This is a genomic window from Solidesulfovibrio sp. C21 (assembly GCF_047785625.1).
GTDB lineage: Bacteria > Desulfobacterota > Desulfovibrionia > Desulfovibrionales > Desulfovibrionaceae > Solidesulfovibrio.
Genome location: NZ_JBLODY010000004.1, coordinates 1 through 24,199, shown reverse-complemented (window position 1 = coordinate 24,199; position 24,199 = coordinate 1). Strand labels below are relative to the sequence as shown.

Annotated in this window: 22 protein-coding genes; 17 read left to right on the top strand and 5 right to left on the bottom strand. The window is 65.1% G+C overall.

Going from position 1 to position 24,199, the window contains the following annotated elements; all coding sequences use genetic code 11:
• Window positions 1–276 precede the first annotated feature (276 nt).
• Together purD and purE are read left to right on the top strand one after the other, a co-directional pair.
• Window positions 277–1,557 (top strand): phosphoribosylamine--glycine ligase, encoded by a 1,281-nt coding sequence (gene purD / locus ACMZ6R_RS02240; protein ID WP_416109174.1) that lies wholly within the window; start codon window positions 277–279, stop codon window positions 1,555–1,557.
• Window positions 1,558–2,046, top strand: coding sequence for a 5-(carboxyamino)imidazole ribonucleotide mutase (gene purE, locus ACMZ6R_RS02235; protein WP_416109172.1), 489 nt, complete (start codon window positions 1,558–1,560; stop codon window positions 2,044–2,046).
• A 167-nt stretch (window positions 2,047–2,213) separates the two neighbouring features.
• Here the strand turns inward: purE and ACMZ6R_RS02230 are convergent, their stop codons facing one another.
• The 3 genes from ACMZ6R_RS02230 to ACMZ6R_RS02220 form a co-directional block, all read right to left on the bottom strand.
• Window positions 2,214–2,621 (bottom strand): MucR family transcriptional regulator, encoded by a 408-nt coding sequence (locus ACMZ6R_RS02230; RefSeq protein WP_416109170.1) that lies wholly within the window; start codon window positions 2,619–2,621, stop codon window positions 2,214–2,216.
• Window positions 2,622–2,945: 324 nt separating this feature from the next.
• On the bottom strand, window positions 2,946–3,662 hold the full coding sequence (locus ACMZ6R_RS02225) for an EAL domain-containing protein (RefSeq protein WP_416109168.1): 717 nt from the start codon (window positions 3,660–3,662) through the stop codon (window positions 2,946–2,948).
• A 159-nt stretch (window positions 3,663–3,821) separates the two neighbouring features.
• Window positions 3,822–3,980: a hypothetical protein gene (locus tag ACMZ6R_RS02220; RefSeq protein ID WP_416109167.1), complete on the bottom strand. Its 159-nt coding sequence runs from the start codon at window positions 3,978–3,980 to the stop codon at window positions 3,822–3,824.
• Between the two features lie 103 nt (window positions 3,981–4,083).
• On the opposite strand from ACMZ6R_RS02220, the gene ACMZ6R_RS02215 reads away from it, so the two are divergent.
• The 12 genes from ACMZ6R_RS02215 (at window position 4,084) to ACMZ6R_RS02160 (ending at window position 18,571) form a co-directional block, all read left to right on the top strand.
• Window positions 4,084–5,415, top strand: coding sequence for a MiaB/RimO family radical SAM methylthiotransferase (locus ACMZ6R_RS02215; RefSeq protein ID WP_416109165.1), 1,332 nt, complete (start codon window positions 4,084–4,086; stop codon window positions 5,413–5,415).
• Window positions 5,412–5,981: a DUF4416 family protein gene (locus ACMZ6R_RS02210; protein ID WP_416109163.1), complete on the top strand. Its 570-nt coding sequence runs from the start codon at window positions 5,412–5,414 to the stop codon at window positions 5,979–5,981. Before ACMZ6R_RS02215 ends, ACMZ6R_RS02210 begins: the two co-directional genes overlap by 4 nt.
• Window positions 5,982–6,041: 60 nt before the next feature.
• Entirely contained in the window at window positions 6,042–6,923 is an 882-nt protein-coding gene (locus ACMZ6R_RS02205) for a YicC/YloC family endoribonuclease (RefSeq protein ID WP_416109162.1), read from the top strand.
• Window positions 6,924–7,014: 91 nt separating this feature from the next.
• A complete protein-coding gene (locus ACMZ6R_RS02200) occupies window positions 7,015–7,275 on the top strand; it encodes a DUF370 domain-containing protein (protein WP_416109161.1) in 261 nt (86 codons plus the stop codon).
• A complete protein-coding gene (gene gmk, locus ACMZ6R_RS02195; RefSeq protein ID WP_416109159.1) occupies window positions 7,265–7,894 on the top strand; it encodes a guanylate kinase in 630 nt (209 codons plus the stop codon). The genes ACMZ6R_RS02200 and gmk overlap by 11 nt, the downstream gene beginning before the upstream one ends.
• Before the next feature lie 86 nt (window positions 7,895–7,980).
• Window positions 7,981–8,877 carry a tetratricopeptide repeat protein gene (locus tag ACMZ6R_RS02190; RefSeq protein WP_416109158.1) on the top strand — a complete coding sequence of 299 codons (897 nt, stop codon included), beginning with the start codon at window positions 7,981–7,983 and terminating at the stop codon, window positions 8,875–8,877.
• Complete coding sequence (locus ACMZ6R_RS02185; RefSeq protein ID WP_416109156.1) at window positions 8,874–9,734, top strand: HDOD domain-containing protein; 861 nt, start codon at window positions 8,874–8,876, stop codon at window positions 9,732–9,734. The genes ACMZ6R_RS02190 and ACMZ6R_RS02185 overlap by 4 nt, the downstream gene beginning before the upstream one ends.
• Window positions 9,735–9,793: 59 nt before the next feature.
• On the top strand, window positions 9,794–11,518 hold the full coding sequence (gene recJ, locus ACMZ6R_RS02180) for a single-stranded-DNA-specific exonuclease RecJ (protein WP_416109154.1): 1,725 nt from the start codon (window positions 9,794–9,796) through the stop codon (window positions 11,516–11,518).
• Window positions 11,519–11,683: 165 nt separating this feature from the next.
• Window positions 11,684–13,162 carry an outer membrane homotrimeric porin gene (locus ACMZ6R_RS02175; protein WP_416109153.1) on the top strand — a complete coding sequence of 493 codons (1,479 nt, stop codon included), beginning with the start codon at window positions 11,684–11,686 and terminating at the stop codon, window positions 13,160–13,162.
• 259 nt (window positions 13,163–13,421) lie between these two features.
• Complete coding sequence (locus ACMZ6R_RS02170; protein WP_416109152.1) at window positions 13,422–14,837, top strand: outer membrane homotrimeric porin; 1,416 nt, start codon at window positions 13,422–13,424, stop codon at window positions 14,835–14,837.
• Window positions 14,838–15,092: 255 nt separating this feature from the next.
• Complete coding sequence (locus ACMZ6R_RS02165) at window positions 15,093–16,553, top strand: outer membrane homotrimeric porin (protein WP_416109150.1); 1,461 nt, start codon at window positions 15,093–15,095, stop codon at window positions 16,551–16,553.
• A gap of 536 nt (window positions 16,554–17,089) precedes the next feature.
• Entirely contained in the window at window positions 17,090–18,571 is a 1,482-nt protein-coding gene (locus ACMZ6R_RS02160; RefSeq protein ID WP_416109149.1) for an outer membrane homotrimeric porin, read from the top strand.
• Between the two features lie 53 nt (window positions 18,572–18,624).
• Here ACMZ6R_RS02160 and ACMZ6R_RS02155 read toward each other — a convergent pair whose 3' ends face one another.
• On the bottom strand, window positions 18,625–20,013 hold the full coding sequence (locus tag ACMZ6R_RS02155) for a tetratricopeptide repeat-containing serine protease family protein (protein WP_416109148.1): 1,389 nt from the start codon (window positions 20,011–20,013) through the stop codon (window positions 18,625–18,627).
• A complete protein-coding gene (locus ACMZ6R_RS02150; protein WP_416109147.1) occupies window positions 20,010–20,546 on the bottom strand; it encodes a hypothetical protein in 537 nt (178 codons plus the stop codon). Before ACMZ6R_RS02150 ends, ACMZ6R_RS02155 begins: the two co-directional genes overlap by 4 nt.
• Window positions 20,547–20,759: 213 nt before the next feature.
• Here ACMZ6R_RS02150 and ACMZ6R_RS02145 point away from each other — a divergent pair, with 213 nt between their 5' ends.
• From ACMZ6R_RS02145 to ACMZ6R_RS02135, 3 genes are all read left to right on the top strand, one after another.
• Complete coding sequence (locus tag ACMZ6R_RS02145; RefSeq protein WP_416109145.1) at window positions 20,760–21,065, top strand: hypothetical protein; 306 nt, start codon at window positions 20,760–20,762, stop codon at window positions 21,063–21,065.
• Window positions 21,066–21,177: 112 nt separating this feature from the next.
• A complete protein-coding gene (locus ACMZ6R_RS02140; protein ID WP_416109144.1) occupies window positions 21,178–21,915 on the top strand; it encodes an EI24 domain-containing protein in 738 nt (245 codons plus the stop codon).
• Window positions 21,916–22,142: 227 nt separating this feature from the next.
• The gene (locus ACMZ6R_RS02135) at window positions 22,143–24,035 is read left to right on the top strand and encodes a potassium transporter Kup (protein WP_416109142.1); all 1,893 of its coding nucleotides are present in this window, start codon (window positions 22,143–22,145) and stop codon (window positions 24,033–24,035) included.
• Window positions 24,036–24,199: the final 164 nt, after the last annotated feature.

The following is a 24,199-nucleotide window of genomic DNA, read 5'->3' as shown; positions in this document are numbered from 1 at the left end:
CCGCCGCCGGGGATGCGACCGTCCCTGGCGGCGGTTTGCATTTTACGGGCATTGCGGCTAGTTTTCCGCTGCCGACCGCAGGCGTCGCGCAGACGGCAAGACGCCATCGTTTTCCGCGACAGCACGGGAACGGATTCGCGTTTTCCGGCCTGGCGCGGCCTGAAAAGCGGCCGGACACGAGGGCATCGGGCCCCGGCAGGCGTATCCCGCACGGGTGCGTCGCCCCTTGGGGCCGCCGGAGCCATCTTCCTTCCTCAGGTATCAAGGAGGCGCGGCATGCGCATACTGGTGGTCGGCTCGGGCGGGCGCGAGCACGCTCTGGCCCGCACGCTTGTCAAAAGTCCCGACGTTTCGGCGGTTCTGGCCGCTCCGGGCAACGGCGGCACGGCCGCCATCGGCGAAAACGTTCCGGTCGCCGACACGGACGTGCCGGGGCTGGTGGCCCTGGCCAAGGATCGGGGCGTGGATTTCGTGGTGACCGGGCCGGAAGCGCCGCTGGTGGCGGGGTTGCGGGAAGCCATGGAATCAGCCGGGGTGGCCTGCTTCGGTCCGGACGCCTACGCGGCCGGGCTCGAGGGCAGCAAGGCCTTTGCCAAGGAGATCATGGAGGCCGCCGGCGTCCCCACCGCCGCCTACGAGACCTTTACCGACGCCAAGGCCGCCAGGGCCTACATCGAGGACCTGGGAAGGCATGTGGTGGTCAAGGCCGACGGTCTGGCCGCCGGCAAGGGCGTCACCGTGGCCCGGGACACGGCCGAAGCCCTGGCCGCCGTGGACGAGGCCCTTGTCAAAGGCGCCTTCGGCCAGGCCGGGGCCAAGGTGGTGGTCGAGGAGTTGCTCGTCGGCGAGGAGGCCTCGTTTTTGGCCTTTTGCGACGGCAGGACGGCCGTGCCCATGACCGCCTGCCAGGACCACAAGGCCGTCTTCGACGGCGATCGCGGCCCCAATACCGGCGGCATGGGGGCCTACTGCCCGGCTCCGGTGCTGCCGGCGAAGGACTACGCCGCGACCTGCGCGCTGGTCATCGACCCCATTTTGCGCGAGATGGAAAAGCGCGGCCATCCCTTCACCGGCATCCTCTATGCCGGGCTGATGATGACCGAGGCCGGCCCCAAGGTGCTCGAATACAACGTGCGCTTCGGCGATCCGGAATGCCAGCCGCTTCTGGCGCGTCTCGACAGCCCGCTGCCGCCCATCCTGGCCGCCTGCCGGGCCGGGACGCTGACGCCGGAACTCGTGCGCTGGTCGCGCCAAAGCGCCCTGTGCGTGGTCATGGCCGCGCCGGGCTATCCCGGCAGCTACCCCAAGGGCATGACCATAACCGGCATCGAGGCGGCCGAGGCCGACCCGGCCGTCACCGTCTATCAGGCCGGCACCAGGCGCGAGGGGAAGACCATCGTCACCTCCGGTGGCCGGGTGCTCGGCGTCACGGCCCTCGGCGACACCCTGGCCGCGGCCAAGGACGCCGCCTACGCCGCCTGCGCCAAAATCGATTTCAAGGGAGCCTTTTACCGCCGCGACATCGGCGACAAGGGCCTCAAACGGGAGGAACGGTAAATGCGCGTGGCCATATTCATCGGCTCGATTTCCGACGAGGAAAAAATGCGGCCCTGTTCCAAGGTGCTCGATTCGCTGGGCATCGAGCACCGCTTCACCGTCACCTCGGCCCATCGCACCGTGGAGCGCACCGAGCGCCTCATCCGCGAATGCGAGGAAGCCGGCTGCCAGGTGTTCATCTGCGCCGCCGGACTGGCCGCCCATCTGGCCGGAGCCGTGGCGGCGCGCACGGTCAAGCCCGTCATCGGCGTGCCGCTTTCCGCCTCGGGCTCGGCCCTTGGCGGCATGGACGCCATGCTGTCCACAGTGCAGATGCCCCCGGGCTTTCCAGTGGCCACGGTCGCCCTCGACGGCGCCGGCGCGAAAAACGCCGCCTGGCTGGCCGCCTCCATTTTGGCTCTTGGCGATCCGACCCTGGTCGGCCGCATCACGGCCGCCCGCGAAGGATTCGCCAAGGACGTGGAAACCGCCGCGGCCAAACTGCGGTAAACGCAGCACGCCAGCCCCCCTGCCCCGGCCCGCCGCAACCGAAACGGCGCGGCCGGGGAAAACACGCCAATGCCACACAGGCGCGGGAACAAGGCCGCGCACCGCCGCTCGCGCAAAAAAAAGCCCGGATGTTTTCCGGGCTTTTACGGATGCGGCATGGCGGGGCGCTATTTTTTCACGCGCTTTTCCCACAGCTTCATCTCTTTCATCTTCTTGCGGCGTTCTCGTTGCAGTTCCTTGCACACAAGCGGCATGCCCTTGGGATATCCCCACTTCTCGCGGTAGGTGTCCGGCGTAAGCCCGAACTTGCCCAAATGCTTCTTGGTGAGGATCTTGAACGACTTGCCCGATTCCAGGCAAATGATGCTGCGCTCGCGCACGGCCTTTTTCGGATCGACGGGCGGCGTGGGGGCCACGGCTTCGGTGCCGCCCGGCAAGGCGGTGCCGGCGGAGACAATACCACGAATATCATCAGAGAGCCGCCGCACCATGGAGGTGATCTCCTCCTCGGTCATGTTGCGAACACTGGCCTGAGCCTTGACGATCTCCAACGCTTCTTTCAAAAAGTCTTCCATAGCCTCTCCTTCATACGATATATGTTAACGGCATCTCCATGCCATTTCTCTATACATATAATACAACATCATGCAAGGCAAGTTAAAAAAAATACAGACTTTGTCACGACTTCTCTGTCGACACCACAGCCTCTGCAAAAAAAAAGACAGACGCTGAAATGCGCTCCAGCGACATTTGAACAATACACTAAGGCACGCGTCCGGAGACGCCTGCTACGGGATGGGTTGCCTCGGCCGGCAAGAACTTACAAGATAGCGTCTGGCTGGATGCGACGTGTCGTGAGCCATCGCAGCCGATGAGGCAAAACGTTTGCGGCGCGTCGGTTATCGCCGGACAGGCTCGGGTGTACTGCCTGCAATATCCTTGCGCCAGCAGCCCTGGGCATAGCGGACGCCAAGGCGCTTGTATTCCTGGCGCTGTCCACCGGAGCTCACGTCCTCGACCGCCACATCCATCAGCAGGTTGTCGGCGAAGGACAGCACCGAGGCCAGCAACTCCCGACGCTTGGCCGTATCCCAGTGCCACGGCATGCGCCGGGGGGCCACACGCAGGATATCGGCCGGCAGCATCTCCATGAAACGCGCCGGCGGGTTCTCGAGGTCGAAACCGTCGAGCAGGATGCGCGCCCCGGCCCGCTTGCAGTCGAGCAGCAGATTCAGGGCCCGGCCCGGATCGCCGTAAAGCCCGGCCACGTCGAACATCAAAATGGCGCGCCCGGGGTCGAGGCCAAGGGAGGCGGCGATTCGCCGCGGCTGCAGCGTCAGATCGCAGCGCACCAGATAGGCGGCCGCGTCCTGGAGGCCGGTCAGGTCCGCGTCCCGGGAGGCCAGCCATTCGATCGGTCCGTCAAGGCGACGGTCCAGCAGATCCTTCCAGGGGTTTTGCGCCTCGACGGATTCAATGCCGGCAACGTCGCCGGTGCCCAGATCCACGAGGGTCCGGAAAAATATGCCGGCCCCCCAGGACAAGGGAAGAGCGACGTCACCTCCGGGGCAGACGGTCGGTGCATAAAGCGCGGGGGTGTCGAAAGTGCGTGCCATGGCTTTTGTTATTCCTTAGCCGCACGCTCTTTCAAAAAGCGGTCCAACTATTTCATTATTAAATTCAGTATAATACGTGGAACAAATAGTCCTCTTTTCAAGACACAACCAGGATTGATTCCATTTTCATCCATTTTCCAGGACAATTTCCATACACAACTATCCCGGCATGCCAGTCAACTGGGTCAAAAAACCCATCGAAGCCGTAAAAAGCCGGTGGCGCAACGCCTCCGGCAAGCGCCACACGGTCAGGGCCATATACGCGCCAAAACCGGCCAACACAAAGATATCATAGGCTATTATCAATCGCTTGCGCATGGCGTCCTCCCGGGGGAACGTTTTTCCCCTTGCCCCTCCCCAGAGCAAGAGCCGTTCCCCGGCGCCATGGACTGCGGCCACCGGCTTTGTTATGCGCCCGGACATGCCAACGCGTCCTTCCGACAACACCAAATACTTCTCGCTTGCCACCTTGGGCTGCAAGGTGAACCAATACGAAAGCCGCGCCCTGGCCGAAGCCTGGGAAAAAGCGGGGCTTTCGCGCGTGGACGACCCGGCGGCGGCCGATGTGGCCGTGCTGGTCACCTGCACCGTCACCGCCCGGGCCGAGGCCGAAAGCCGCCGGCTGGCCCGCAATCTCGCCCGCCAGATCAACCCACAGGCGCGCCCGGGAGCCCGGGCCGTGGTCACCGGCTGCGCCGCCGTGGTCGCGCCGGACGCCTTTGCGGCGCTTGGCGTCATCGTCGTCCCGGACAAGGCTGGTCTGGCCCGACGTCCCTTTGGCCCGGACGACCCCGCTCCCCGGGCCGACGCGGTTTTTCCCGATCTGGCCGTCACCGGCTACGACCGGGCGCGCGGGCTGGTCAAAATCCAGGACGGCTGCTCCCACGGTTGTTCCTACTGCATCGTGCCTTCCGGCCGGGGAGCCTCGGTTTCCCGCCCCTTCCCCGACATCCGGGACGAGGTGCTGCGCCTGGTCGAGGCCGGGCACCGGGAAGTCGGCCTGACCGGCATCAACCTCGGCCATTACGGCCGCGACCTGGATGCGCCGGCGTCCTTCTGGGACCTGCTCGCCGCCCTGGACGAGGCCCTGGCCCCGCGCTGCGGCGACACGGTGCGGCTGCGCCTGGGGTCCCTCGACCCGGCCATGCTGACCGACGCGGGGCTTGCCGTCCTCACCGCATCCCGGTTGGTCTGCCCGCACCTGCACATTTCCCTGCAAAGCGCCGATCCGGAAATTCTCGGCGCCATGGGTCGCCGGCCGGACGATGCGGACCGGGTGTCCTCTTTTGTGGACGCAATAAGTATGGAATGGCCGATCTTCGGCCTGGGCTGCGACGTGCTGACCGGTTTTCCGGGAGAATCCGAGGCCGCCTTCGGCCGCACCAGGGACTATCTCGCCCGTCTGCCGCTGACCTACGCCCATGTCTTTCCCTATTCCCGCCGGCCGGGCACCCGGGCGGCGGCCATGCCCGGACAGCTGCCCAAGCAGGTCAAGACCGAGCGGGCCAGGGAACTGCGGGAACTGGCCGCCGGCAAAAAAGACGCCTTTCGCGCCCGGCTGGCCCGGGAAGCCGAGGTCGTCGTGGCCCTGGAGCGCCAGGATCCGGCCGCCGGCACCTGCGGCCAGTATGTCGATTGCCGCTTCGAGGCGGCGGTCGCCGCCCCTCTTGGCGCGCTCGTGCGCGCCCGTCCGGTCGGCCGCGACGGCGACCTGTTGCTGGTGGCCCCGATCAAGGATGGGGAGATGCCGTGAGCACGCCCCACGAGCCCTTGCCGGGAAAGCTCGTCTGCTCGGTGCTGACAAGCGACCACGACGCCTTGTGGCCGCACTACGGACCGGCCTTGGAAGCCCGCTTCGGCCCGGTGGAAATGGCCACGCCGGCTGCCCCCTTCACCTTCACCGGGTATTACGACGCCGAGATGGGCGGGCCGCTGTCGCGGCGCATGCTGGTCTTCGCCAACCTTCTCCCCCAGGGGGAACTGCGCGCGGCCAAGCGTTTCACCAACGGCCTGGAACGGGCGCTGGCCCGCGCCGACGGCCGACGCCGGGTCAACTTCGACCCGGGACTCGTGACCAACGAACGGCTGGTCCTGGCCACGGGCAAGAATTTCACCCACCGCATCTATCTCGGGGACGGCATTTTCGGCGATCTGACCCTTGTCTTTCAGGCAGGCTCCTGGCAAACCCTGCCCTGGACATTTCCCGACTACGCTTCCCCGGAAATGCTGGCGCAACTGACCGACATCCGCCGCCGCTACCGCCGGGACCTCCGGGAGGGCCGGGCGGACGCCCTCACGAACAAGACACTATCCACATGATTTTTCTCTTGAAAAATGCCGACGTATTTTCCAAGAGCACACCATAAGCAAGGAGCCTCCATGCCCAACAGCATGACCGGATATGGCAAAAGCCGTTTGGATTCCGACGCCTTCACCCAGGTATGGGAAGTGCGCGCCGTCAACAGCCGTTTTCTGGACCTCAAGTGGCGGCTGCCGCTGTTCCTGCGCCCGAGCGAACCGGCGCTGGAAAAAGTGGTGCGCGAGGCCGTGGCCCGGGGCCGGCTGGAAATCCATCTGGAATTCACGCCCAAGCGCACGGATATGTGGAAGGCCCGGCTCGACACGGGACTGGCCGGGGCCATGCTCGACGAACTGGCCGCCTTGGCCAAGGAGCGCGAGGTACCCTACGCGCCCGACCTCAACCGCCTGCTCTCCCTGTCCCATTTGTGGCAGGAAGAGACCGTGGACCCGGACCCGAACCTGTTCGTCACCCTGGCCGACGGCCTGCGCCTGGCCCTGGCCGATTTCAACGACGCCCGGGGCAGGGAGGGCGCGGCCTTGGCCGAGGATCTGCTCGCCCGGTTCGCCACGCTCAAATCCTGGCGCGAGTCCATCAACGCCCTGACCCCGGCGGTCAAGGCCGAGAAGCTGGACCAGCTCGTGGCCCGGATCACGGCCGTGCTGGAAAAAGCCGGCGTGGAGCCGACCCAGGACCGGCTCCTCCAGGAAACGGCCATTTTGGCCGACAAGCTCGACGTCTCCGAGGAGATGACGCGCCTGGCCGGCCATCTGGACCGGCTGGAGGGGCTCGTGCGCGAGGGCGGCGAGATCGGCAAGAAGCTCGATTTCCTGATCCAGGAGGCCTTCCGCGAGATCAACACCTGCGGCAACAAGGCCCAGAACCTGGACATCAGCCGGCTGGTGGTGGATTTCAAGGCCGAACTGGAGAAGGTCCGCGAACAGGTGCAAAACCTGGAATAAGCCACGGGCTTTGGCATTGCCCGTGTTTTCCGGTATGCTCACCCGAATCGGCGGGGCCGTCGCCCGTTATCTTTGTGCCCGAGGGGAGGCCATGCGCCAAACGCTGCTCAATATCGGTTTCGGCAACTATGTCGCGGCGTCACGCGTCACGGCCATCGTCAACCCCGCGTCCTCGCCCATGCGCCGCCTGCGCGAGGACGCCCGGGCCGAAAAACGCCTCATCGACGCGACCCAGGGCCGCAAGACCCGCGCCATCATCATCACCGATTCCAACCACGTGATCCTCTCGGGCATCCAGGCCGAAACGCTCGGCGCCCGTTTCGCCGTGGAGGAGGACACCAATGCCGTCTAAGCGACTGGGACTTTTCATGGTCATCTGCGCCCCGTCCGGCGCGGGCAAATCCACGCTGATCCAAAAGCTGTGCACCGAATTTCCCGTCCTGTCCTTTTCCGTGTCCGCCACCACCCGTCCGCCGCGCCATGGCGAGGTGGACGGGGTGCACTACCATTTCCTTTCCCGGGAGGACTTCGCCGCCTGGCGCGACGCCGGGAAACTGGCCGAATGGGCCGAGGTCCACGGCAATTTCTACGGCACGCCCCTTGCCCCCGTGCGCCAGGCCCTGGCCGCCGGCCGCGACGTGCTCTTCGACGTGGACGTCCAGGGCGCGGCCCAACTGCGCCAAAGCCTCGGGCAAGGGGCCTACGTCTTCATCCTGCCGCCCTCCCGGGCCGAACTGACCCGCCGCCTGTCCGGCCGGGGCACGGATTCGCCGGAAATGGTGGCGGGCAGGCTGGCCGCCGCGTCCAAGGAAATCGCCCAGGCCCCGCTTTTCGACTACTGGGTGGAAAACGCCGAACTGGAGACGGCGTACGCCGACCTGCGAGCCGTTTACATGGCCGAACGCCGCCGGCCCCGCTGTCATCCGCACCTGATTCCCGAACTGCTGGCCCAATGGGAGGCGGCCATCTGACGCCTGCTTTTTCGTATTGCGCGTTGACCAGGCGGGCTCTTTCCGGTTAAATCGAAAAAAATTTCAGCCGTATCGCCCCAAACGCCATGACCGAACAACGCCACAATAACCACACCCCGGGCGCCGCGCCGGCCGCGAATTCCGCCGGCAAGCCCCGCGAACGCATCAAGGGCATCTTCTCCACCCAGGCCATCCAAAAGGTGGGCACGGGCACCACCACCCGCCGCACCATCCAGAAGATGTACTGGTTCGTGGAGGAGGACACGGCCGGTTCCCTGGAAATCCAGCCGCTCAACAAGAATTACGTCCCTTCCGGCCCCAAGCGCCGCGTCGGGCTGGAAGAGCTGCTGGAAAAATTTTCCCCGGAGCCGGAATTCTACGTGTCCACGGTCTATCCGAGGCTGCGCGAACTCAACATGGTCATCCAGAAAGGGGAGCGACACCGGGAAAAGGGCGAGAACTTCAGCGCCGAGCTGGAATTCGGCCAGGCACTGGCCGTGGACGAGGAGAACATCCGGGCGAATTTCGGCCTGGGGCTCACCTACCTCGACCGGGGCGAGGCCAACAAGGCCGACGACATCTTTCAGCGCCTGGTGCGCCTCGACGCCGCCTTTGACAAGGACCACAAACACCTCTTCAACGAGTTCGGCATCAACCTGCGCAAAAACAAGATGCTCGACCAGGCGCTCACCTACTACCAGCGGGCCGAGGAACTGGCCCTCCGCGACGACAACCTGATGTTCAACATTGCCCGGGCTTTCTTCGACAAGAAAGACTATGCCAGGACCATGGAGTACCTGCAAAAAGCCCTGGCCCTAAACCCCGACCACAGCGAATCGCGGCGCTTTGCCGCCTTTCTCGAGGAAAAGGGCCTGGCCAAGGTGGGCGACCTGCCGTCGCAACCCCTTGCCGAGGCCCCCGCCGCCAAAGCCTCCGCCCCCAAGGCCTCCGATGCCGAGACCCCGGCGGACGACCCCTCATGAATCAGGAACGGGCGCAGCGGTTTTTACTCGAACTGCCCGCCGTCCGCGATGACCTGCCCTTCTCCCCCGCCCTGCTCACCCGGCTTTTCCGCCTGACCGAAGAAGACGGCGCTTCGCCCCTCGAAGCCATCGCCTGCGCCATCGCCGAGGACCAGGGGCTTTCGGCCCGGGTGCTGGGGCTCGCCAATTCCGCGTTTTACGGGTTGCAGGCCGAGGTCGGCAACGTCGCCCGGGCCGTGGCCGTGTTGGGGCTTCGCGAGGTGCGCGGGCTGGTGCTGGCGCTCGGCATGCGCGGGCTGGCCGCAGCCCGCCCCCTCCCCCCGGGTTTTGTGCTTTCCCCCTATCTCGAGCACCAGCTGTCCGTGGCCGTGGCGGCCATGGAACTGGCCCGGGAAAGCGGCGTCATGGACCCAGACGATGCCTTCACCGCCGGCCTGCTCCATGACCTCGGCAAGCTTATCACCGCCCTGTACCGGCCGGGCGACTGGCTGGCCGAGGCGCAGCTGGCCGCGGCCCAGGACCTGCCCTGGCACGAGGCCGAGGAGCGCCACTGGGGCCTGGACCATGGCCTGATCGGGGCCATGGTGCTCGCGTCCTGGAATCTGCCGCAACGCCTCACCGAGCCCGTCAACTGGCACCATGCCCCGGACGCCGCCCCGGAAAACCCCGAACCCTGCCGGCTTTTGAGCCTGGCCGACGCCTGTGTGCACGAGCGCGCGGGAGCGCCCTTGCCCGACGGAGACCTGATTTCCCCCCTGGCTCCCGGCGTGGGGCTCCGGCCGGACACGGCCCGGGAGGCCACCGCCTCGGCCCTAGCCGCGCGCAACCCCGGACTGCTGGCCGCGGCCATCGGCTGAGTTCCACTTGCCTTGCCGGGTCCGCCCGGGCATCCTGTTTCTTTCCCTTCGGAGTGATCGTGCCCAAACGCTGGATTTTCCCCGCCGCCGACGTCGCGCCCCAGACGGCCGACGTCCTGGCCGACGCCCTCGGCGTCTCCCCGACCCTGGCCGCCCTGCTTTACACGCGTGGCCTGACCACGGCCGAAACCATGGACGCCTACCTGTCCCCGGGCCTGCGCCGCCTCATGCACCCCGGCACGATTCCGGGCATGGACGCGGCGGCCGCGCTTTTGGCCCAAAGCCTCGCCCACGGCAAGAAAGTGGCCGTATGGGGCGATTACGACGTGGATGGCATCACGGCCACGGCCCTGCTGCTGGAGTTCCTGCGCGGGCGCGGCCACGCCCCCTTGTGGCGGCTGCCCGAACGGGCGGCCGAAGGCTACGGCCTCAACATCCCCGGCATCGAGGAACTCGCCCGCGACGGCGCGCAGGTCCTCGTCACCGTGGACTGCGGCATCGGCGGCGTGGAGGCCGTGGCCCGGGCCAAGGAACTGGGCCTTGCCGTCATCGTCACCGACCACCACCTGCCCGGCCCCGAACTGCCGCCGGCCGACGCCGTGGTCGATCCCAAGCTGGCCGACTGCCCGGGCACCGACCTGGCCGGGGTGGGCGTGGCCTTTTTCCTGGCCGCCGCCGTGAACCGCCTTTTGCCCGGCGAGCCAAGCGACGTGCGCCGCCTGCTCGACCTGGTGGCGCTCGGCACCCTGGCCGACGTGGTGCCCCTTCGCGGCCCCAACCGCATCCTGGCCAAAAACGGCCTGCTTCTTCTGGCCGAAGCGCGCCGACCCGGCATCCATGCCCTAAAGGAAGTCAGCGGCCATAACCCCAAGGCGACCCTCGGCGCGTCCCAGGTGACCTTCGGCCTGGCCCCGCGCATCAACGCCGCCGGCCGCATGGGCCGCCCCGACACGGCCCTCGACCTGCTCCTCGCCCCGGACCTCGACGTCGCCCGGCCGCTGGCCGCCGACCTCGATGCGGAAAATACCCGACGCCGGGCCGAGGAGGACGCCATCCTGGCCGAGGCGCTGGCCCAGGCCGACGCCTGCCCGAACGGCCACGGCCTGACCCTGTTCGCCCCCCACTGGCACCAGGGGGTCATCGGCATCGTGGCCTCGCGGGTGGCCGAGCGCCGCTACCGCCCGACGCTGATCCTCACCGCCGACGAGGCCAAGGGCGTGCTCAAGGGCTCGGGCCGTTCCATCCCGGAGTGCGACCTGCATGGCCTCTTGACCGAAATCCAGGACGTGCTGCGCTCCTTCGGCGGCCACCGGCAGGCGGCGGGCCTGTCCATCACACCGGACAACCTGCCGCTCCTGACCCGCCGCTTCGACGAGGCGGCGGCCAAGGCCCTCGGAGGAACCCCGCCGACGCCCTCGCTGACCGTGGACGCCGAGCTGGCCTTTGACGGCGTCACGGCCACCTTTATCCGGGAAATCGGGCTGATGGAGCCTTTCGGCTGCGGCAACCCCGAGCCGGTCTTCGCCTCGCCGCCGGTGTCGGTGGTCACCAGGCGGCCCTTCGGGCAAAACCATGTCGCGCTGACCCTGCGCGACCCGGCAGCCGGCATCACCCTGCGCGGCAAGGGCTGGGGCATGGCCGGCGAGGTGGGCACGCAGTCGAAGGGCTCCACGGTGCGCATCGCCTACTCGCCGAAGATCACCTATTTTTCCGGCGTTCCCGAAATCGAGTTACGATTGCGTGACTTCGGCGGTGCCCCTTCAGAACATGTTACCGATTTGTAATATTGTACCCAATCATTTCAATAAGTTAACGATCCACCCTTTCTTGCACCCTTTTGTAACTTAGGCGTAGCCTCCAACGCGCCACGCTAGAGTCGGCTTCGCCAGTCGGGTCCAGCGTGGAGGCCGTTCGGTGCGGACCGCATTTCCGCAAAGGAGGAAGGATTTATGAAACGTTTAGGCCTGTTGGCCATCGCGTTCGCCCTTGTGGCGGGCAGCGTCGTGGCCGCGTCCGCCGCCACCGAAGTGAAGATGACGGGCGACGCGTACGTTTATGGCAACTATTTTCAAAACCATAACTTCACGGGTTGGAGCACGGGCAGCTGGAACAACAATTCCGGCAGCTACACCGGCGCCGGCACCCAGACCGAGGACCGGTTCCAGATTTGGGAACGCTTCCGCCTGCGTACCGATTTCGTGGCCAACGAGGCCGTGAAATTCCGTCTGGGCATCAAGGTCGAGGATGTTTGGGGTCATGGCACCTTCACCGCCGCCAACCCCACCACGGCCGTTTCCGTCTACCAGGCCTACCTGCAGTTCAAGCTGCCGGATTGCGACATCCAGGTGAGCGCCGGTCTGCAGGACTTCTCCCTGCCGGCCAACGCCTTCTTCAGCGACTCGGTGATCTTCGGCGGCGACCGCGCCGCCGCCCTGGTGATCAATGCGCCGGTGGTGCCGGACACCTTCTCGGTCGTCGCGGCCTACGCCCGCATGCTGGACAGCAACCGGACGTATGACACCACCACCACCCAGGTGGCCGATGAGATGGACCTGTACATGCTGGCCCTGCCCATCACCGTGCCGGGCTTCAAGGTGACCCCGTACGGTGCCATCGCCGTCGCCGGGCGTGAGGCCGACTACTTCACCGCCGGTTCCTACGGTCCCAACTCGACCGACGCCGACAGCCTGCTGTCTGCCGGCACCTTCCTGACCCCCACCGGGATGCGCAACGCCCAGAATCCCTACTGGTGGGCCGGCGGCTCCTTCGAGGTGACCGCCCTTGATCCGGTGAAGTTCTACGCCGACGTGATCTACGGCGCCGGCAACCAGGGCGACCGCAAGAAGGATCAGCGCCAGGGCTGGTTCATCGACTTCGGCGCCGAGTACACCGGCCTGGATGTCGTCACCCCGCAGGTGTTCGCCTGGTGGTCCACCGGTGAGGACAAGTCGACCGGCAACGGTTCCGAGCGCATGCCTTCAATCCTGTCCAACTGGGGTCCGGGCAACAACTTCCTCTTCGACAGCTCGCAGGAACTCAGCAAGGACAGCAACCTCGGCGTCAACCCCATCGGTTCCATGGGCCTCGGCGCCGCCCTCGACAACATTACGTTCGTCGAGAAACTCACGCACCGGTTGAGCTTCATCTACCTGCGCGGCAACAACTCGGCGCGCGCCATCCGGTACCTGAACACCTACATGGGCAGCAACCCCTACTTCACCATGGGGCGTGACCTGACCACCGAGGAAAGCATCATCAGCGTCGGCTTCGACACCAAGTACCAGATCTACGAGAACCTGGCCGCCGTCCTGGAAGCCGGTTGGGCTCACGGCCAGTTCCAGACCAGCGTCTGGGGCCATCGCCTGGCTGAACGGTCTCGCGTCGGCGACCCGCTCAAGATCGCTTTCGGGCTCAGCTACAAGTTCTAGCGCAAAGGCATCCCACCAACGGCCACAAGGCCGGGGTCGCAAGACCCCGGCCTTTTTTTTATTTAAAAATTACAGTCGGGAGTGGCACTTCTGGCACGGCGCGTAAAAAAATTTAAACTTTTGTCCGAAAACCGCCTTTTCCTTGTTGCAATTTTGTAATTCTTTACTTAGTTGAAAAATCGAGACGGGACGCCACCCGTTTCGCTGGCGTCGGGAACGCGCAGCGTTTTACGCGCAACTTTGAGGAGGAAGGAATCTTATGAAGCGTTTTGCCATCCTGGCCACGCTGGCCGCCCTGATCCTGGGCATTGCCAGTGTCGCCTCGGCCGCCACCGAGGTCAAAATGACCGGTGACGCCCGCGTCTACGGCGTTTTTTTCGCCAACCACAACTATACTGGCTGGAATGCTAATGCCACCCAGACCGAAGACCGTTTCCAGATCTGGGAACGTTTTCGTCTGCGCTCCGACTTCGTGGCCAACGAGGCCGTGAAGTTCCGCCTGGGCATCAAGGTGGAGGACGTCTGGGGTCATGGCACCCTGACCGCCGCCAACCCGGCCGTCGCCATCTCCGTCTACCAGGCCTACCTGCAGTTCAAGCTGCCGGATTGCGATGTCCAGGTGACTGCCGGTCTGCAGGACCTGTCGTTCCCGACGAGCTCGTTTTTCAACGACTCCGTCGTGTTCGGCGGCGACCGCGCCGCGGCCCTGGTCGTGTCCGCCCCGCTGATCAAGGACACCCTGGCCGTGACCGCCGGCTTCGCCCGCATGATCGACACCAATCGCACCTACGACACCACCACCACCCAGGTGGCCGACGAGTTCGACGTCTACCTGCTGGCCCTGCCCATCACGGTGGATGGTTTCAAGGTGACCCCGTACGGCGTCATCGGTGTTGCCGGTAAGGACGCCGACTACGGCGACGCCGGCTTCCTCGAGTACTTGGTTTCCGCCGGTTCCTACCTGAACGGCTGGAAGAACGACCAGAACGCCTACTGGTGGGCTGGCGGCACCTTCGAGGTGACCGCTCTTGATCCGGTCAACTTCTACGCCGACGTGATCTACGGCGCCGGTGCCGAAAACGACCGCAAGTTCGCCAAGCGCCAGGGTTGGTTCATCGACCTCGGCATCGAGTACACCGGTTGGGACGTGCTGACCCCGCAGGTCTTCGGCTGGTGGTCCACCGGTGAGGACAAGTCCACCCGCAACGGTTCCGAGCGTATGCCCACCGTGCTGCCCAACTGGGGCCCGGGCAACAGCTTCCTGTTCGACGATTCGCAGGAGCTCGGCAAGGAATCCAACATGGGTGTCAACCCCGTCGGAGCCTGGGGCTTGGGCGCTTCTTTGAACAACATCTCGTTCATCGAGAAGATGACCCACATCCTCACCTTCACCTACCTGCATGGCAACAACAGCGCCAAGGCCCTCCGCACTCTCAACTACGCCCTTGGCACCAACTCCTACTACCAGATGGGTCGTGACCTGGCCACGGACGAGTACCTCGTCGCGGTCAACTTCGACACCAAGTACATGATCTACGAGAACTTGGCCGCCGTCATGGAGACCGGTTGGTCCCACGGCGAATTCAAGACCAGCATCTGGGGTCATCGCTTGGCCCAGCAGGCTCGCGAAGGCGATTCCTGGAAGGTTGCTTTCGGTCTGACCTACAAGTTCTAGTTCGAGCCACGCCACGCTCCTCCCGACGCCTTGGCCGGGACCTTCGGGTCCCGGCCTTTTTTTATGCCGCCGCTTCCAATACCCCCGCTAACCGTCACAATTTCTTGTCCGTTTCATGACTTATATGACAATATCCTGAAATAACAGCGTATCCAAACATTTCAGATCTAAAATGAATTACACGGGCGTCATGTTCCGCGCCGCCGGAACTGTCGCCGGATGTATTGCCAACGAATGAACGAAGAGGAAGGATTCATGAAGCGTCTTGTCTTGCTGGTGTGCTTCGCCACGCTGTTGCTCGGGGCCGCGGCTGCGGCCAACGCGACGACGGAAGTCAAAATGACGGGCGACTCCCGTATCTACGGCGTGTATTTTGCCAATCACAACTTCACGGGCTGGAATACCGCCTCCTGGTCCGGATCCAATCCGGCCAGCTGGAGCAAATCCGGAACCAAAACCGAAGACCGTTTTCAGCTTTGGGAACGGTTCCGCCTGCGCTCCGACTTCGTGGCCAACGAGGCCGTGAAGTTCAGGCTCGGCATCAAGGTGGAGGACACCTGGGGGCATGGCACCCTGACCGCCGCCAACCCGGCCGTGGCCATCTCCGTGTACCAGGCCTACCTGCAGTTCAAGTTGCCGAACTGCGCCGTCGAGGTGACCGCCGGGTTGCAGGACCTCGACCTGCCCCACTCCTCGCTGTTTAACACTTCGCCGGTCTTCGGCGGCGACCGCATGGCCGCGCTGACCATCAAGGCCCCGCTGATCGACAACACCCTGGGGCTGCTCGCCGGTTTCGGCCGCGCCATCGACACCAACCGCACCTACGACACCACCACCACCCAGGTGGCCGACGAGTTCGACGCCTACTTCCTGGCCCTGCCCGTCACGGTCGACGGCTTCAAGGTCACCCCGTGGGGCATGGTGGGCGTGGCCGGCGCCGACGCCAACTACTGGAGCACCGGTTTCGGCCAGAACCTGGTTTCCGCCGGCGACTTCGTGACGACGGCCGGTTGGAAGAACGCCCAGAACGCCTACTGGTGGATCGGCGGCTCCTTCGAGGTGACCGCCCTTGATCCGGTCAAGCTCTACGCCGACGTGATCTACGGCGCCGGCGCCCAGTCCGATCGCAAAAAGAACAGGCGCGAAGGCTGGTTCATCGACGGCGGCCTGGAGTACACCGGCTGGGACGTCCTGACGCCCAAGGCCTTCGGTTGGTGGTCCTCTGGCGAGGACGGCTCCACGCGCAACGGTTCCGAGCGCATGGCCTACATCCACTCCAGCTGGGGCGCGGGCAACAGCTTCCTGTTCGACGACACCCAGATCCTCGGCAAGGAATCCAACATGGGCGTCAGCCCTGTCGGCAACTGGGGCATCGGCGCGTCGCTCGACAACATTTCCTTCGTGGAAAAGCTGACCAGCCGCGTGACCTACACCTACGTGCGCGGCACCAACTCGGCCAAGGCCATACGCTACCTCAACACCTATCTCGGCGATAACCCCTACTTCCAGATGGGGCGTGACCTGACGGCCGAGGAATACGTCATGGGCGTCAACCTCGACTCCAAGTACATGATCTACGAAAACCTGGCCGCCGTTCTGGAGACCGGCTGGGCCCACGGCCAATTCCAGACCAGCGTCTGGGGCCATCGCCTGGCCGAACGCGCCCGCAGCGCCGACAGCTGGAAGGTCGCCTTCGGCTTGAACTACAAGTTCTAGCCCCCTTGTCCGTGGCGTCCGGCGCGAAGGCCGGGACCTTTGGGTCCCGGCCTTTTCATTTCAAGGATTGCGTATTTTTTTAGGAATTTCCACCACTGCTACGCGGCGCGACAAGCCGGTCCCTCCCAATATCTCCGCCGCAGCACCCCGCCGATCTTTTTGCATCGTTTACGCTTGAGCGGGAATTTGCGGTCTCTTCCGGAGACGATGCAACGGCATTGGAATCAAGTCCGGCAGACGCCAAAGATGGGACATTTCATAGTACCGACCTGTTGCATATCCCCTCACGAAATCCATCTGCAAGACAAATGTCCGGCGTGGATTATTTCATTTGAGATATAATTCATACTATAACATTACTTTTTAGTAACAAGTAAAAATTTTTAAACTTTTGCCAGCAATATATACGGAACCCCCATTGCACAGTCACAAAACACCCTGTAATCAAAAATCGTGATCGCCGGAGGACTCGCCATCTTCCGGTTCATACGCTCTACGGTTTTCCGATAAAAACCGCTTTTCCGGAGGAAGGAACCATGAAACGCATTTGGACCATCGCACTTGCGGCGGTGTTCGCTCTGAGCGCCTTCGCCAGCGCCCAGGCGTCCACCGAGGTGAAGATGACCGGAGACGCCCGCATCTACGGCGTCTTCTTCGCCGAACACAACTACACCGGCTGGAACAACGCGTCCTGGACGTCCAACACCCCGACCTACTCCCACGCCGGCACCAAGACCGAAGACCGCTTCGAGATCTGGGAACGCTTCCGCCTGCGTTCCGACTTCGTGGCCAATGAAGCCGTGAAGTTCAGACTGGGCATCAAGGTGGAGGACACCTGGGGTCACGGCACCCTGACCGCCGCCAACCCGGCCGTGGCCATCGCCGTGTACCAGGCCTACCTGCAATTCAAGTTCCCGGGCTGCTCGGCCGAGATCACCGCCGGCCTCCAGGACATCGACCTGCCGATCAGCAACATGTTCTACGGCTCGCCGGTCTTCGGCGGCGACCGCATCGCCGCCCTGACCGTCAAGGCCCCGCTGATCGACAACACCCTGGCCGTGATCGCCGGCTTCGGCCGCCTGATCGACACCAACCGCACCTACGACACCACCACCACCCAGGTGGCCGATGAGCTGGACGCCTACTTCCTGGCCCTGCCCATCACCCTCGACGGCTTCAAGGCCACGCCGTGGGGCGTGATCACCGTGGCCGGCAAGAACGCCGGCTACTTCACCGCCGGCAGCTCGACCTTCAGTTCGCAGAGCTTCGCCGAGAACCTGGTTTCCGCCGGCACCTTCATGACCCCGGCCCTGTGGAAGAACGACCAGAACGCCTACTGGTGGGCCGGCGGCGCGTTCGAGGTGACCGCCCTTGACCCGGTGAAGTTCTACGCCGACGTGATCTACGGCGCCGGCGCCCAGTCCGACCGCAAGAAGAGCAAGCGCGAGGGCTGGTTCCTCGATGCCGGCGCCGAGTACACCGGCTGGGATATCCTGACGCCCAAGGTCTTCGGCTGGTGGTCCACCGGCGAGGATCACTCCAACTCCAACGGCTCCGAACGCATGCCGCAGATCCGCAGCAACTGGGGTCCCGGCAACAGCTTCCTGTTCGACGACAGCCAGGTGCTGGCCAAGAACTCGAACATGGGCATGAACCCGGTCGGCGCCTACGGTCTCGGCGCTTCTCTGGACAACATCTCGTTTATCGAGAAGCTGACCCATCGCCTGACCTACACCTACATCCACGGCAACAACAACCCGGCGGCCATCCGCGCCGTCAACGTGGCCCTGGGCAGCAACCCCTACTTCGAGATGGGACGCGACCTGACCTCCAACGAGTTCGCCATGGGCGTGAACTTCGACTCCAAGTACATGATCTATGAAAACCTGGCCGCCGTCCTCGAGACCGGCTGGGCCCACGGCCAGTTCCAGACCAGCGTCTGGGGACACCGTCTGGCCGCCAAGTCCCGCGAGGGCGACGCCTGGAAAGTCGCCTGCGGCCTGACCTACAAGTTCTAAACGCGGTCGATCGGAAACCGGGCGCAGGCCGGGGCCTTCGGGCCCCGGCTTTTTTATGGCGCGTGTTCGGAGGTGGCCGTCTGACAGAAAAGCGGCACCACCTTGCCGGATACCGCCCGGGCGATCCCGGCCGCATCCAGGGTTCGCGCCGACGGGGCCGAGGCGATGGGCACCTGCCCCCGGGCCAGAAACACCTTGACCGCACCCAGCGGCACCACGAATCCCATGTCGGGCGGCGCGTCCCCGGCCAATCGCCTCGCGCCTTCGGTATCGCGTCGGGCCGCCACCACGCCGGCCACATGGCCGGCGGCGTCGAGGAGCGGACCGCCGCTGTTGCCGGGCAACACCTCGGCCGTCACGGCCTGCTCCCGACGCGGGCCCGCGCCCGGGGCCAGTTCCCGGGTCCGGCCAGCGGAGACCCGCAGGCGGCCGGAGAGGGCCGCCCGCCCCGGATACCCGGCGGCATAGACGGGCGTGCCGGCCGGGAGCGCGTCGCCCTCGCGAAAAACCAGCGCCTCGGGCGGGGATGCGGCCAGCCGCAGCAAGGCCAGGTCATGGCCCGGATCCGTCCGCAACAGGCTCGCCGCCATGCGCCTGCCGTCCACCACGGCCATGAGGCGACGACAGTGCGCCGCCACATGGGCGTTGGTCAGCACATGGCCAAGCCGGCTGACCACAAACCCCGTGCCGGAGATCACATGGCCTTCCGGCGCGCCCCCGGGCCCGTCGTCATGTCCCCGTCGGCGCGACCCCTGCTGTCCCCGGGCCTTGCCCTTGATGCGCAGGGCCACGGTCGGGTCGAGGGCCTTTCCGGCGCGCTCGGCCAAGGCGGTCAGACGATCCCGCGTGGCCGCATCGATCCGGTCCCCGGCCAGGGCATCCAAGGCCATGGCGTAGGCCGCGGCGGGATTTCCGACCACGCCCCGACCGGCAAGCAGCAGCTCGCCGAGCACGGCCGCCGCCTCGGGCGAGCCGGCCCGCACCGCCCGGCGCAGATACCCCACCGCGTCCGCCGTCGGTCCGCCGCGCCCGGAAAGCCGCATGAGCCCCAGCAGGTACAGCGCCCGGGCCGAGCCCTTGCCGGCCGCTTTCCGGAAATACGTCGACGCCATGGCGTCGCTTTGGGCAACGCCTTCCCCCCGATAGTAGAGCAGCCCCAGGGCGGTCATGGCGGGCGTGTTGCCGCGCTCGGCCGCCTGGCGATAGAGCCTGGCCGCACCGGCCGGGTCCTTGGCTCCGCCGCGCCCCGTCTCGCGCATCGCCCCCAAGAGAAAAAGCGCCGAAGGGCTGCCCGCCTTGACCAGAGGGGCCAGTTCGCGCAAGGCCACGGCATCCTGGCCGCGCTCGAAAGCGCGCAAGGCGTCGTCGTAATCGGCCAGCCCCGGCGACGCCAGGGCGAGCAGACAGGCGACAAGCAGCAGCGTCGCGCCGCGCCTGTTCATTTATGCGCCCCGTGCCCCTTGGCGGCGGGCGGCGGCGTCGGCGCGGGGGACGGCGCATCGCTGGCCACCCGGCACAACCCGTAGCGCTGGGTCATCTGCGGCATGGTGGCCGCGCCGTGGTGCGAGGCCACCATGAGAAAATTGTCCGACGCCCCCGAATACAGGGGATAGACGGTCACCACGGTCAGGCCGCCGTCGGGATAGCGCGCCATGGCGGTCAGACCCGCGGGGCTCGTCATGTAGACGCCCGGCGTTTCCAGGGCGTCCTCCTCCAGCACCACCCGCTTGGCCTTGCGATCCACGATGTTGATACTCAGGCCCGGGGCATTGGGATCGAGCGGCGGCTTGATACTGACCGACCCCTGGGGCGTGAATCCCGCCACCACCCCATGGGTAAAGGCGCAGGCCAGCCGTTTGGCGGCAAAAAGGACCTCCCCGGCGTCTTCGTTTTTTTTCTCGGCGCACCGGGCCGGCCCGGCCGCGAGGGCGATCACCAGGACATTAAAAAACATCACCGCAACAATGCGTTTCATGCTATCCTCCCGTCACGGTTGCACTCGATCCGGCACGCTAGTGGGACGGATGCGACGAGGTCAAGCCGGCCGACCGCCGCCGCACGCCCCTGGAAAGGCTTGCCGCCACGAGCACATTGGCGTAGTATAATTTTTGTTGGAAGCTCGGAACGAGCCTGAAAGAAACAGGCATTGACCGCCCTTATTCCGAGCGTTTTTGGAGATCCCCGCATCATGAAAAAATTCCGTGTCTACTTCGCCACCAAGGTCCATGTAACAAATAGCTGGTTTCGGCGTAAAAAAGACGTATCCGAAACGGATTACGTTGTCGTGTTGGCCCATAACGAGGCTCATGCCCATAAGGAAGCCAAGCGATATGTCGATATGGATTCCCTGGGCATGCCTTTTCAAGTAACGAATATCACCCCCGCCGCAGACGACGAAGTCGAGGGACGCCATGGCTCCCTGGGCCTGATGGAACCTGCCGCCAAGGAAGCGCCGCAGGAAACCGACGAGCTTGAGCGCAATACACCCAACTGATTGTTTTCCATAGCTTACCGCAGCGCAACCGGTCGCGGCGCGGCTCCCGGCCGGGACGTGCCCGGGCCATGCCCAGACCATGCGCGATGCCACCAAGAGGGAGAACACAGCCATGCTCAGCGCCTTTCCCAAGGGACTCTTCGCCCATGCCCGAGGCTTCCGGTTTGCCCTGGCCCACAAAGGCTACCTGGCCCTTACGGCCATCCCCTTCGGCCTGACCCTGGTCCTGTTCGCGGCCGGTGTCTGGGTTTTCGCGGCCAATGACGACAAGCTGCTGGCCCTGATCTGGTCGCCCCGGGCGGTCGACGCCGGCCAGGCGCTTGGCGTGCTGTACTGGCTGTACGTCCATGTGGCCAAGGCGGTGCTTTACGCCCTGGTCTTCGTCCTGTCCTATTTCCTCTTCATGGTCGTGGCCACCATCCTGGCCTCGCCCATCTACGACGCCATCGCCGGGAGCATGGTCCGCAAGCTGCGCGGCAACGGGGCCAGCCACGAAAACACCCTGCCCTGGTGGCGGGTGATGCTCGAGCAGGCCAAGCAGGCCGTGTTCGTGGCCGCCGTTCCCGTGCTCCTCGTCTTCGTGCCCGTCATCGGACAGATCCTCGCGCCCCTGGTCGCGGCGGCCCTGCTGGCCTTCGAGTTCATCGATTTCGCCTACGCCCGCGACGAACCCCGCTTCGCCGTGCGGCTAAAGGCCATGGCCGCCCGTCCCCTGACCCTGCTCGGCTTCGGGCTGCCGCTGCTCGTGCCGGTGCTCAACATCCTTCTTTTCCCCTGCGCCATCTGCGGCGCCACCCTGCTGTACCTGGACGGTCCCGGCCGGGACGTCATCCCCTCCGGCCACAAATGACATTTTTGCAACATCGGCGCGCCAGGGTGCACCAACCGCCCGTTTTGCGGCAAGATGGTCCGCCCGCGCGCCGAACCAACCTTGCCGCCACGACGGCTTGAGGTTACCTTCGGCGTACGCTCCTGAATTCGCGCCGCCGGACAAACAACTGCGGCAACAAGGATCCCCAGTTCCATGCCATACGCGTTTTTCCCGCCATCCAGCCGGCAACGACGAGGACCGGCCGCATGAGCCAGCACGGGCCGCAATCCGGCAAACCCCTGTCCCATACCGCAGTCCTGGCTTTCGGGGCGCTCGGCGTGGTGTACGGCGACATCGGCACAAGCCCGCTGTACGCCATGAAGGAGTGCTTCTACGGCATACACGCCATCGCCGTGACACGGGAAAACATCTTCGGCGTGCTGTCCCTTTTTTTCTGGTCCCTGACCATGGTCATCACCATCAAGTACGTGCTCTTCATCCTGGCCGCCGACAACAAGGGCGAGGGCGGCATTTTCGCCCTGGGCGAGCTTCTGCCCAAGGAACGGGGGCATCGGCAAGTGCGGGCCTTGCTGACCTTTCTGGCCCTTTGCGGCGCGGGGCTGCTCTACGGCGACGGCGTCATCACCCCGGCCATCTCCGTGCTGTCGGCCGTGGAAGGCTTAAACGTGGCCACAACGGCCGCCCAGCCCCTGGTCGTGCCCATCACCTGCGTGATCCTTTTCGGCCTGTTCATGGCCCAGCGCCACGGCACGGCCGGCATCGCCAAGATCTTCGGTCCGGTCATGCTGGTGTGGTTCGTGGTCCTGGCCGTCCTCGGCATCAAGGAAATCCTGAACGCGCCGGAAGTCCTGGCCGCCGTCAATCCCTGGCACGCCGTCCAATTTTTCGAGCGCAACCAGCTGCACGGCGTGCTGGTCCTCGGCGCGGTGGTCCTTTGCATCACCGGCGGCGAGGCGCTCTACGCCGACCTCGGCCATTTCGGCCGTCGGCCCATCCAGTTGTCCTGGCTGGTCATCGTCTTCCCCTGCCTGCTCATCAACTATTTCGGCCAGGGAGCCGGCCTGCTCCTCGATCCGGCCAATGCCGCCAACCCGTTTTACACCCTCGTGCCCGACGTCCTGCTCTACCCCATGGCCGCGCTGTCCACCGTGGCCACGGTCATTGCCTCCCAGGCGCTCATATCCGGCGTTTTTTCCCTGACCCGGCAGGCCATCCAGCTCGGCTGGTGCCCCAGGCTTCGCATCGTGCACACCTCGAGCGCCATGGAAGGCCAGATCTACATCCCCGAGGTCAATTTCGCCCTCATGTGGGCCTGCATCGGCCTGACCCTGGCCTTCGAGGAATCCAGCCGCCTGGCCGCCGCCTACGGCATCGCGGTCACGGCCACCATGGGCATCACCTCGGTTCTCTATTTCTTCGTGGCCCGCTGGACCTGGAACCAGCCCCTTTGGCGGGTCCTGCCGCCGGTTCTCGTCTTTCTGGTCTTCGACCTGGCCTTTTTCGGGGCCAACCTGCTCAAGATAGCCGACGGCGGCTGGCTCCCGCTGGTCATCGCCGCCTTGGTGGTCATGTGCATGGCCACCTGGCGCGACGGCAGGCTGGCGCTACGCCAGATATCTCTGGCCGCGACAGTGCCGCTTCGGACCTTTCTCGGCGAGGTGACGGCCAAGGAGCCCCTGCGGGTTCCGGGCACCGCCGTGTTCATGTCGCTCTCTCCCCAGGGCACGCCCGTGACGCTGCTGCACCACTACAAGCACAACAAGGTCTTCCACCAAAGCGTGGTCATCCTCACCATCACCGCCTCCGACACGCCCTACGTGCCCGAGGACAACCGGCTGGAAATCCAGGAACTGGGCATGGGCTTTTTCCGCATCCTGGCCCGCTACGGCTTCATGGAAACCCCGGACGTCCCCAAGATCATGACCCGGGCCCGGGCCACGGGCATTCCCATCGACCCGCCGTCGGACACCACGTTTTTCCTCGGCCGCGAAAGCCTGCTCACCACGGGCAAGGCCCGGATGGCGGGTTTTCGCAAGTCGCTTTTCGCGCTCATGTCCCGCAACGCCCGCCCGGCCACGGCCTACTTCGGCCTGCCGCCGGGACGCGTGGTGGAACTTGGCGTCCAGGTGGAGTTGTAGAAAAGGGAGGGAAAAGAGGGTGCGAGAGGGGAACCCTTTTTGAAAAAAGGGTTCCCCTCTCGCGCTCTCCCCTCCCCAAAACTTTTATCGGTTACGGATGTGGCGATAGTATCCCACAGTAACCGTTAAAGTCTTTGGAAGGGGGGGCCGGGGGGAAAAAATTA

Coding starts and splice junctions, on each gene's coding strand:
- ACMZ6R_RS02190 (WP_416109158.1), top strand. CDS start 7,981: ATGACCGAACAACGCCACAATAACCACACCCCGGGCGCCGCGCCGGCC.
- ACMZ6R_RS02225 (WP_416109168.1), bottom strand. CDS start 3,662: ATGGCACGCACTTTCGACACCCCCGCGCTTTATGCACCGACCGTCTGC.
- ACMZ6R_RS02160 (WP_416109149.1), top strand. CDS start 17,090: ATGAAACGCATTTGGACCATCGCACTTGCGGCGGTGTTCGCTCTGAGC.
- ACMZ6R_RS02140 (WP_416109144.1), top strand. CDS start 21,178: ATGCTCAGCGCCTTTCCCAAGGGACTCTTCGCCCATGCCCGAGGCTTC.
- ACMZ6R_RS02145 (WP_416109145.1), top strand. CDS start 20,760: ATGAAAAAATTCCGTGTCTACTTCGCCACCAAGGTCCATGTAACAAAT.
- ACMZ6R_RS02135 (WP_416109142.1), top strand. CDS start 22,143: ATGAGCCAGCACGGGCCGCAATCCGGCAAACCCCTGTCCCATACCGCA.
- ACMZ6R_RS02230 (WP_416109170.1), bottom strand. CDS start 2,621: ATGGAAGACTTTTTGAAAGAAGCGTTGGAGATCGTCAAGGCTCAGGCC.
- ACMZ6R_RS02150 (WP_416109147.1), bottom strand. CDS start 20,546: ATGAAACGCATTGTTGCGGTGATGTTTTTTAATGTCCTGGTGATCGCC.
- ACMZ6R_RS02165 (WP_416109150.1), top strand. CDS start 15,093: ATGAAGCGTCTTGTCTTGCTGGTGTGCTTCGCCACGCTGTTGCTCGGG.
- ACMZ6R_RS02170 (WP_416109152.1), top strand. CDS start 13,422: ATGAAGCGTTTTGCCATCCTGGCCACGCTGGCCGCCCTGATCCTGGGC.
- ACMZ6R_RS02205 (WP_416109162.1), top strand. CDS start 6,042: ATGCCCAACAGCATGACCGGATATGGCAAAAGCCGTTTGGATTCCGAC.
- ACMZ6R_RS02220 (WP_416109167.1), bottom strand. CDS start 3,980: ATGCGCAAGCGATTGATAATAGCCTATGATATCTTTGTGTTGGCCGGT.
- ACMZ6R_RS02155 (WP_416109148.1), bottom strand. CDS start 20,013: ATGAACAGGCGCGGCGCGACGCTGCTGCTTGTCGCCTGTCTGCTCGCC.
- ACMZ6R_RS02185 (WP_416109156.1), top strand. CDS start 8,874: ATGAATCAGGAACGGGCGCAGCGGTTTTTACTCGAACTGCCCGCCGTC.
- purD (WP_416109174.1), top strand. CDS start 277: ATGCGCATACTGGTGGTCGGCTCGGGCGGGCGCGAGCACGCTCTGGCC.
- ACMZ6R_RS02200 (WP_416109161.1), top strand. CDS start 7,015: ATGCGCCAAACGCTGCTCAATATCGGTTTCGGCAACTATGTCGCGGCG.
- purE (WP_416109172.1), top strand. CDS start 1,558: ATGCGCGTGGCCATATTCATCGGCTCGATTTCCGACGAGGAAAAAATG.
- gmk (WP_416109159.1), top strand. CDS start 7,265: ATGCCGTCTAAGCGACTGGGACTTTTCATGGTCATCTGCGCCCCGTCC.
- ACMZ6R_RS02175 (WP_416109153.1), top strand. CDS start 11,684: ATGAAACGTTTAGGCCTGTTGGCCATCGCGTTCGCCCTTGTGGCGGGC.
- ACMZ6R_RS02215 (WP_416109165.1), top strand. CDS start 4,084: ATGCCAACGCGTCCTTCCGACAACACCAAATACTTCTCGCTTGCCACC.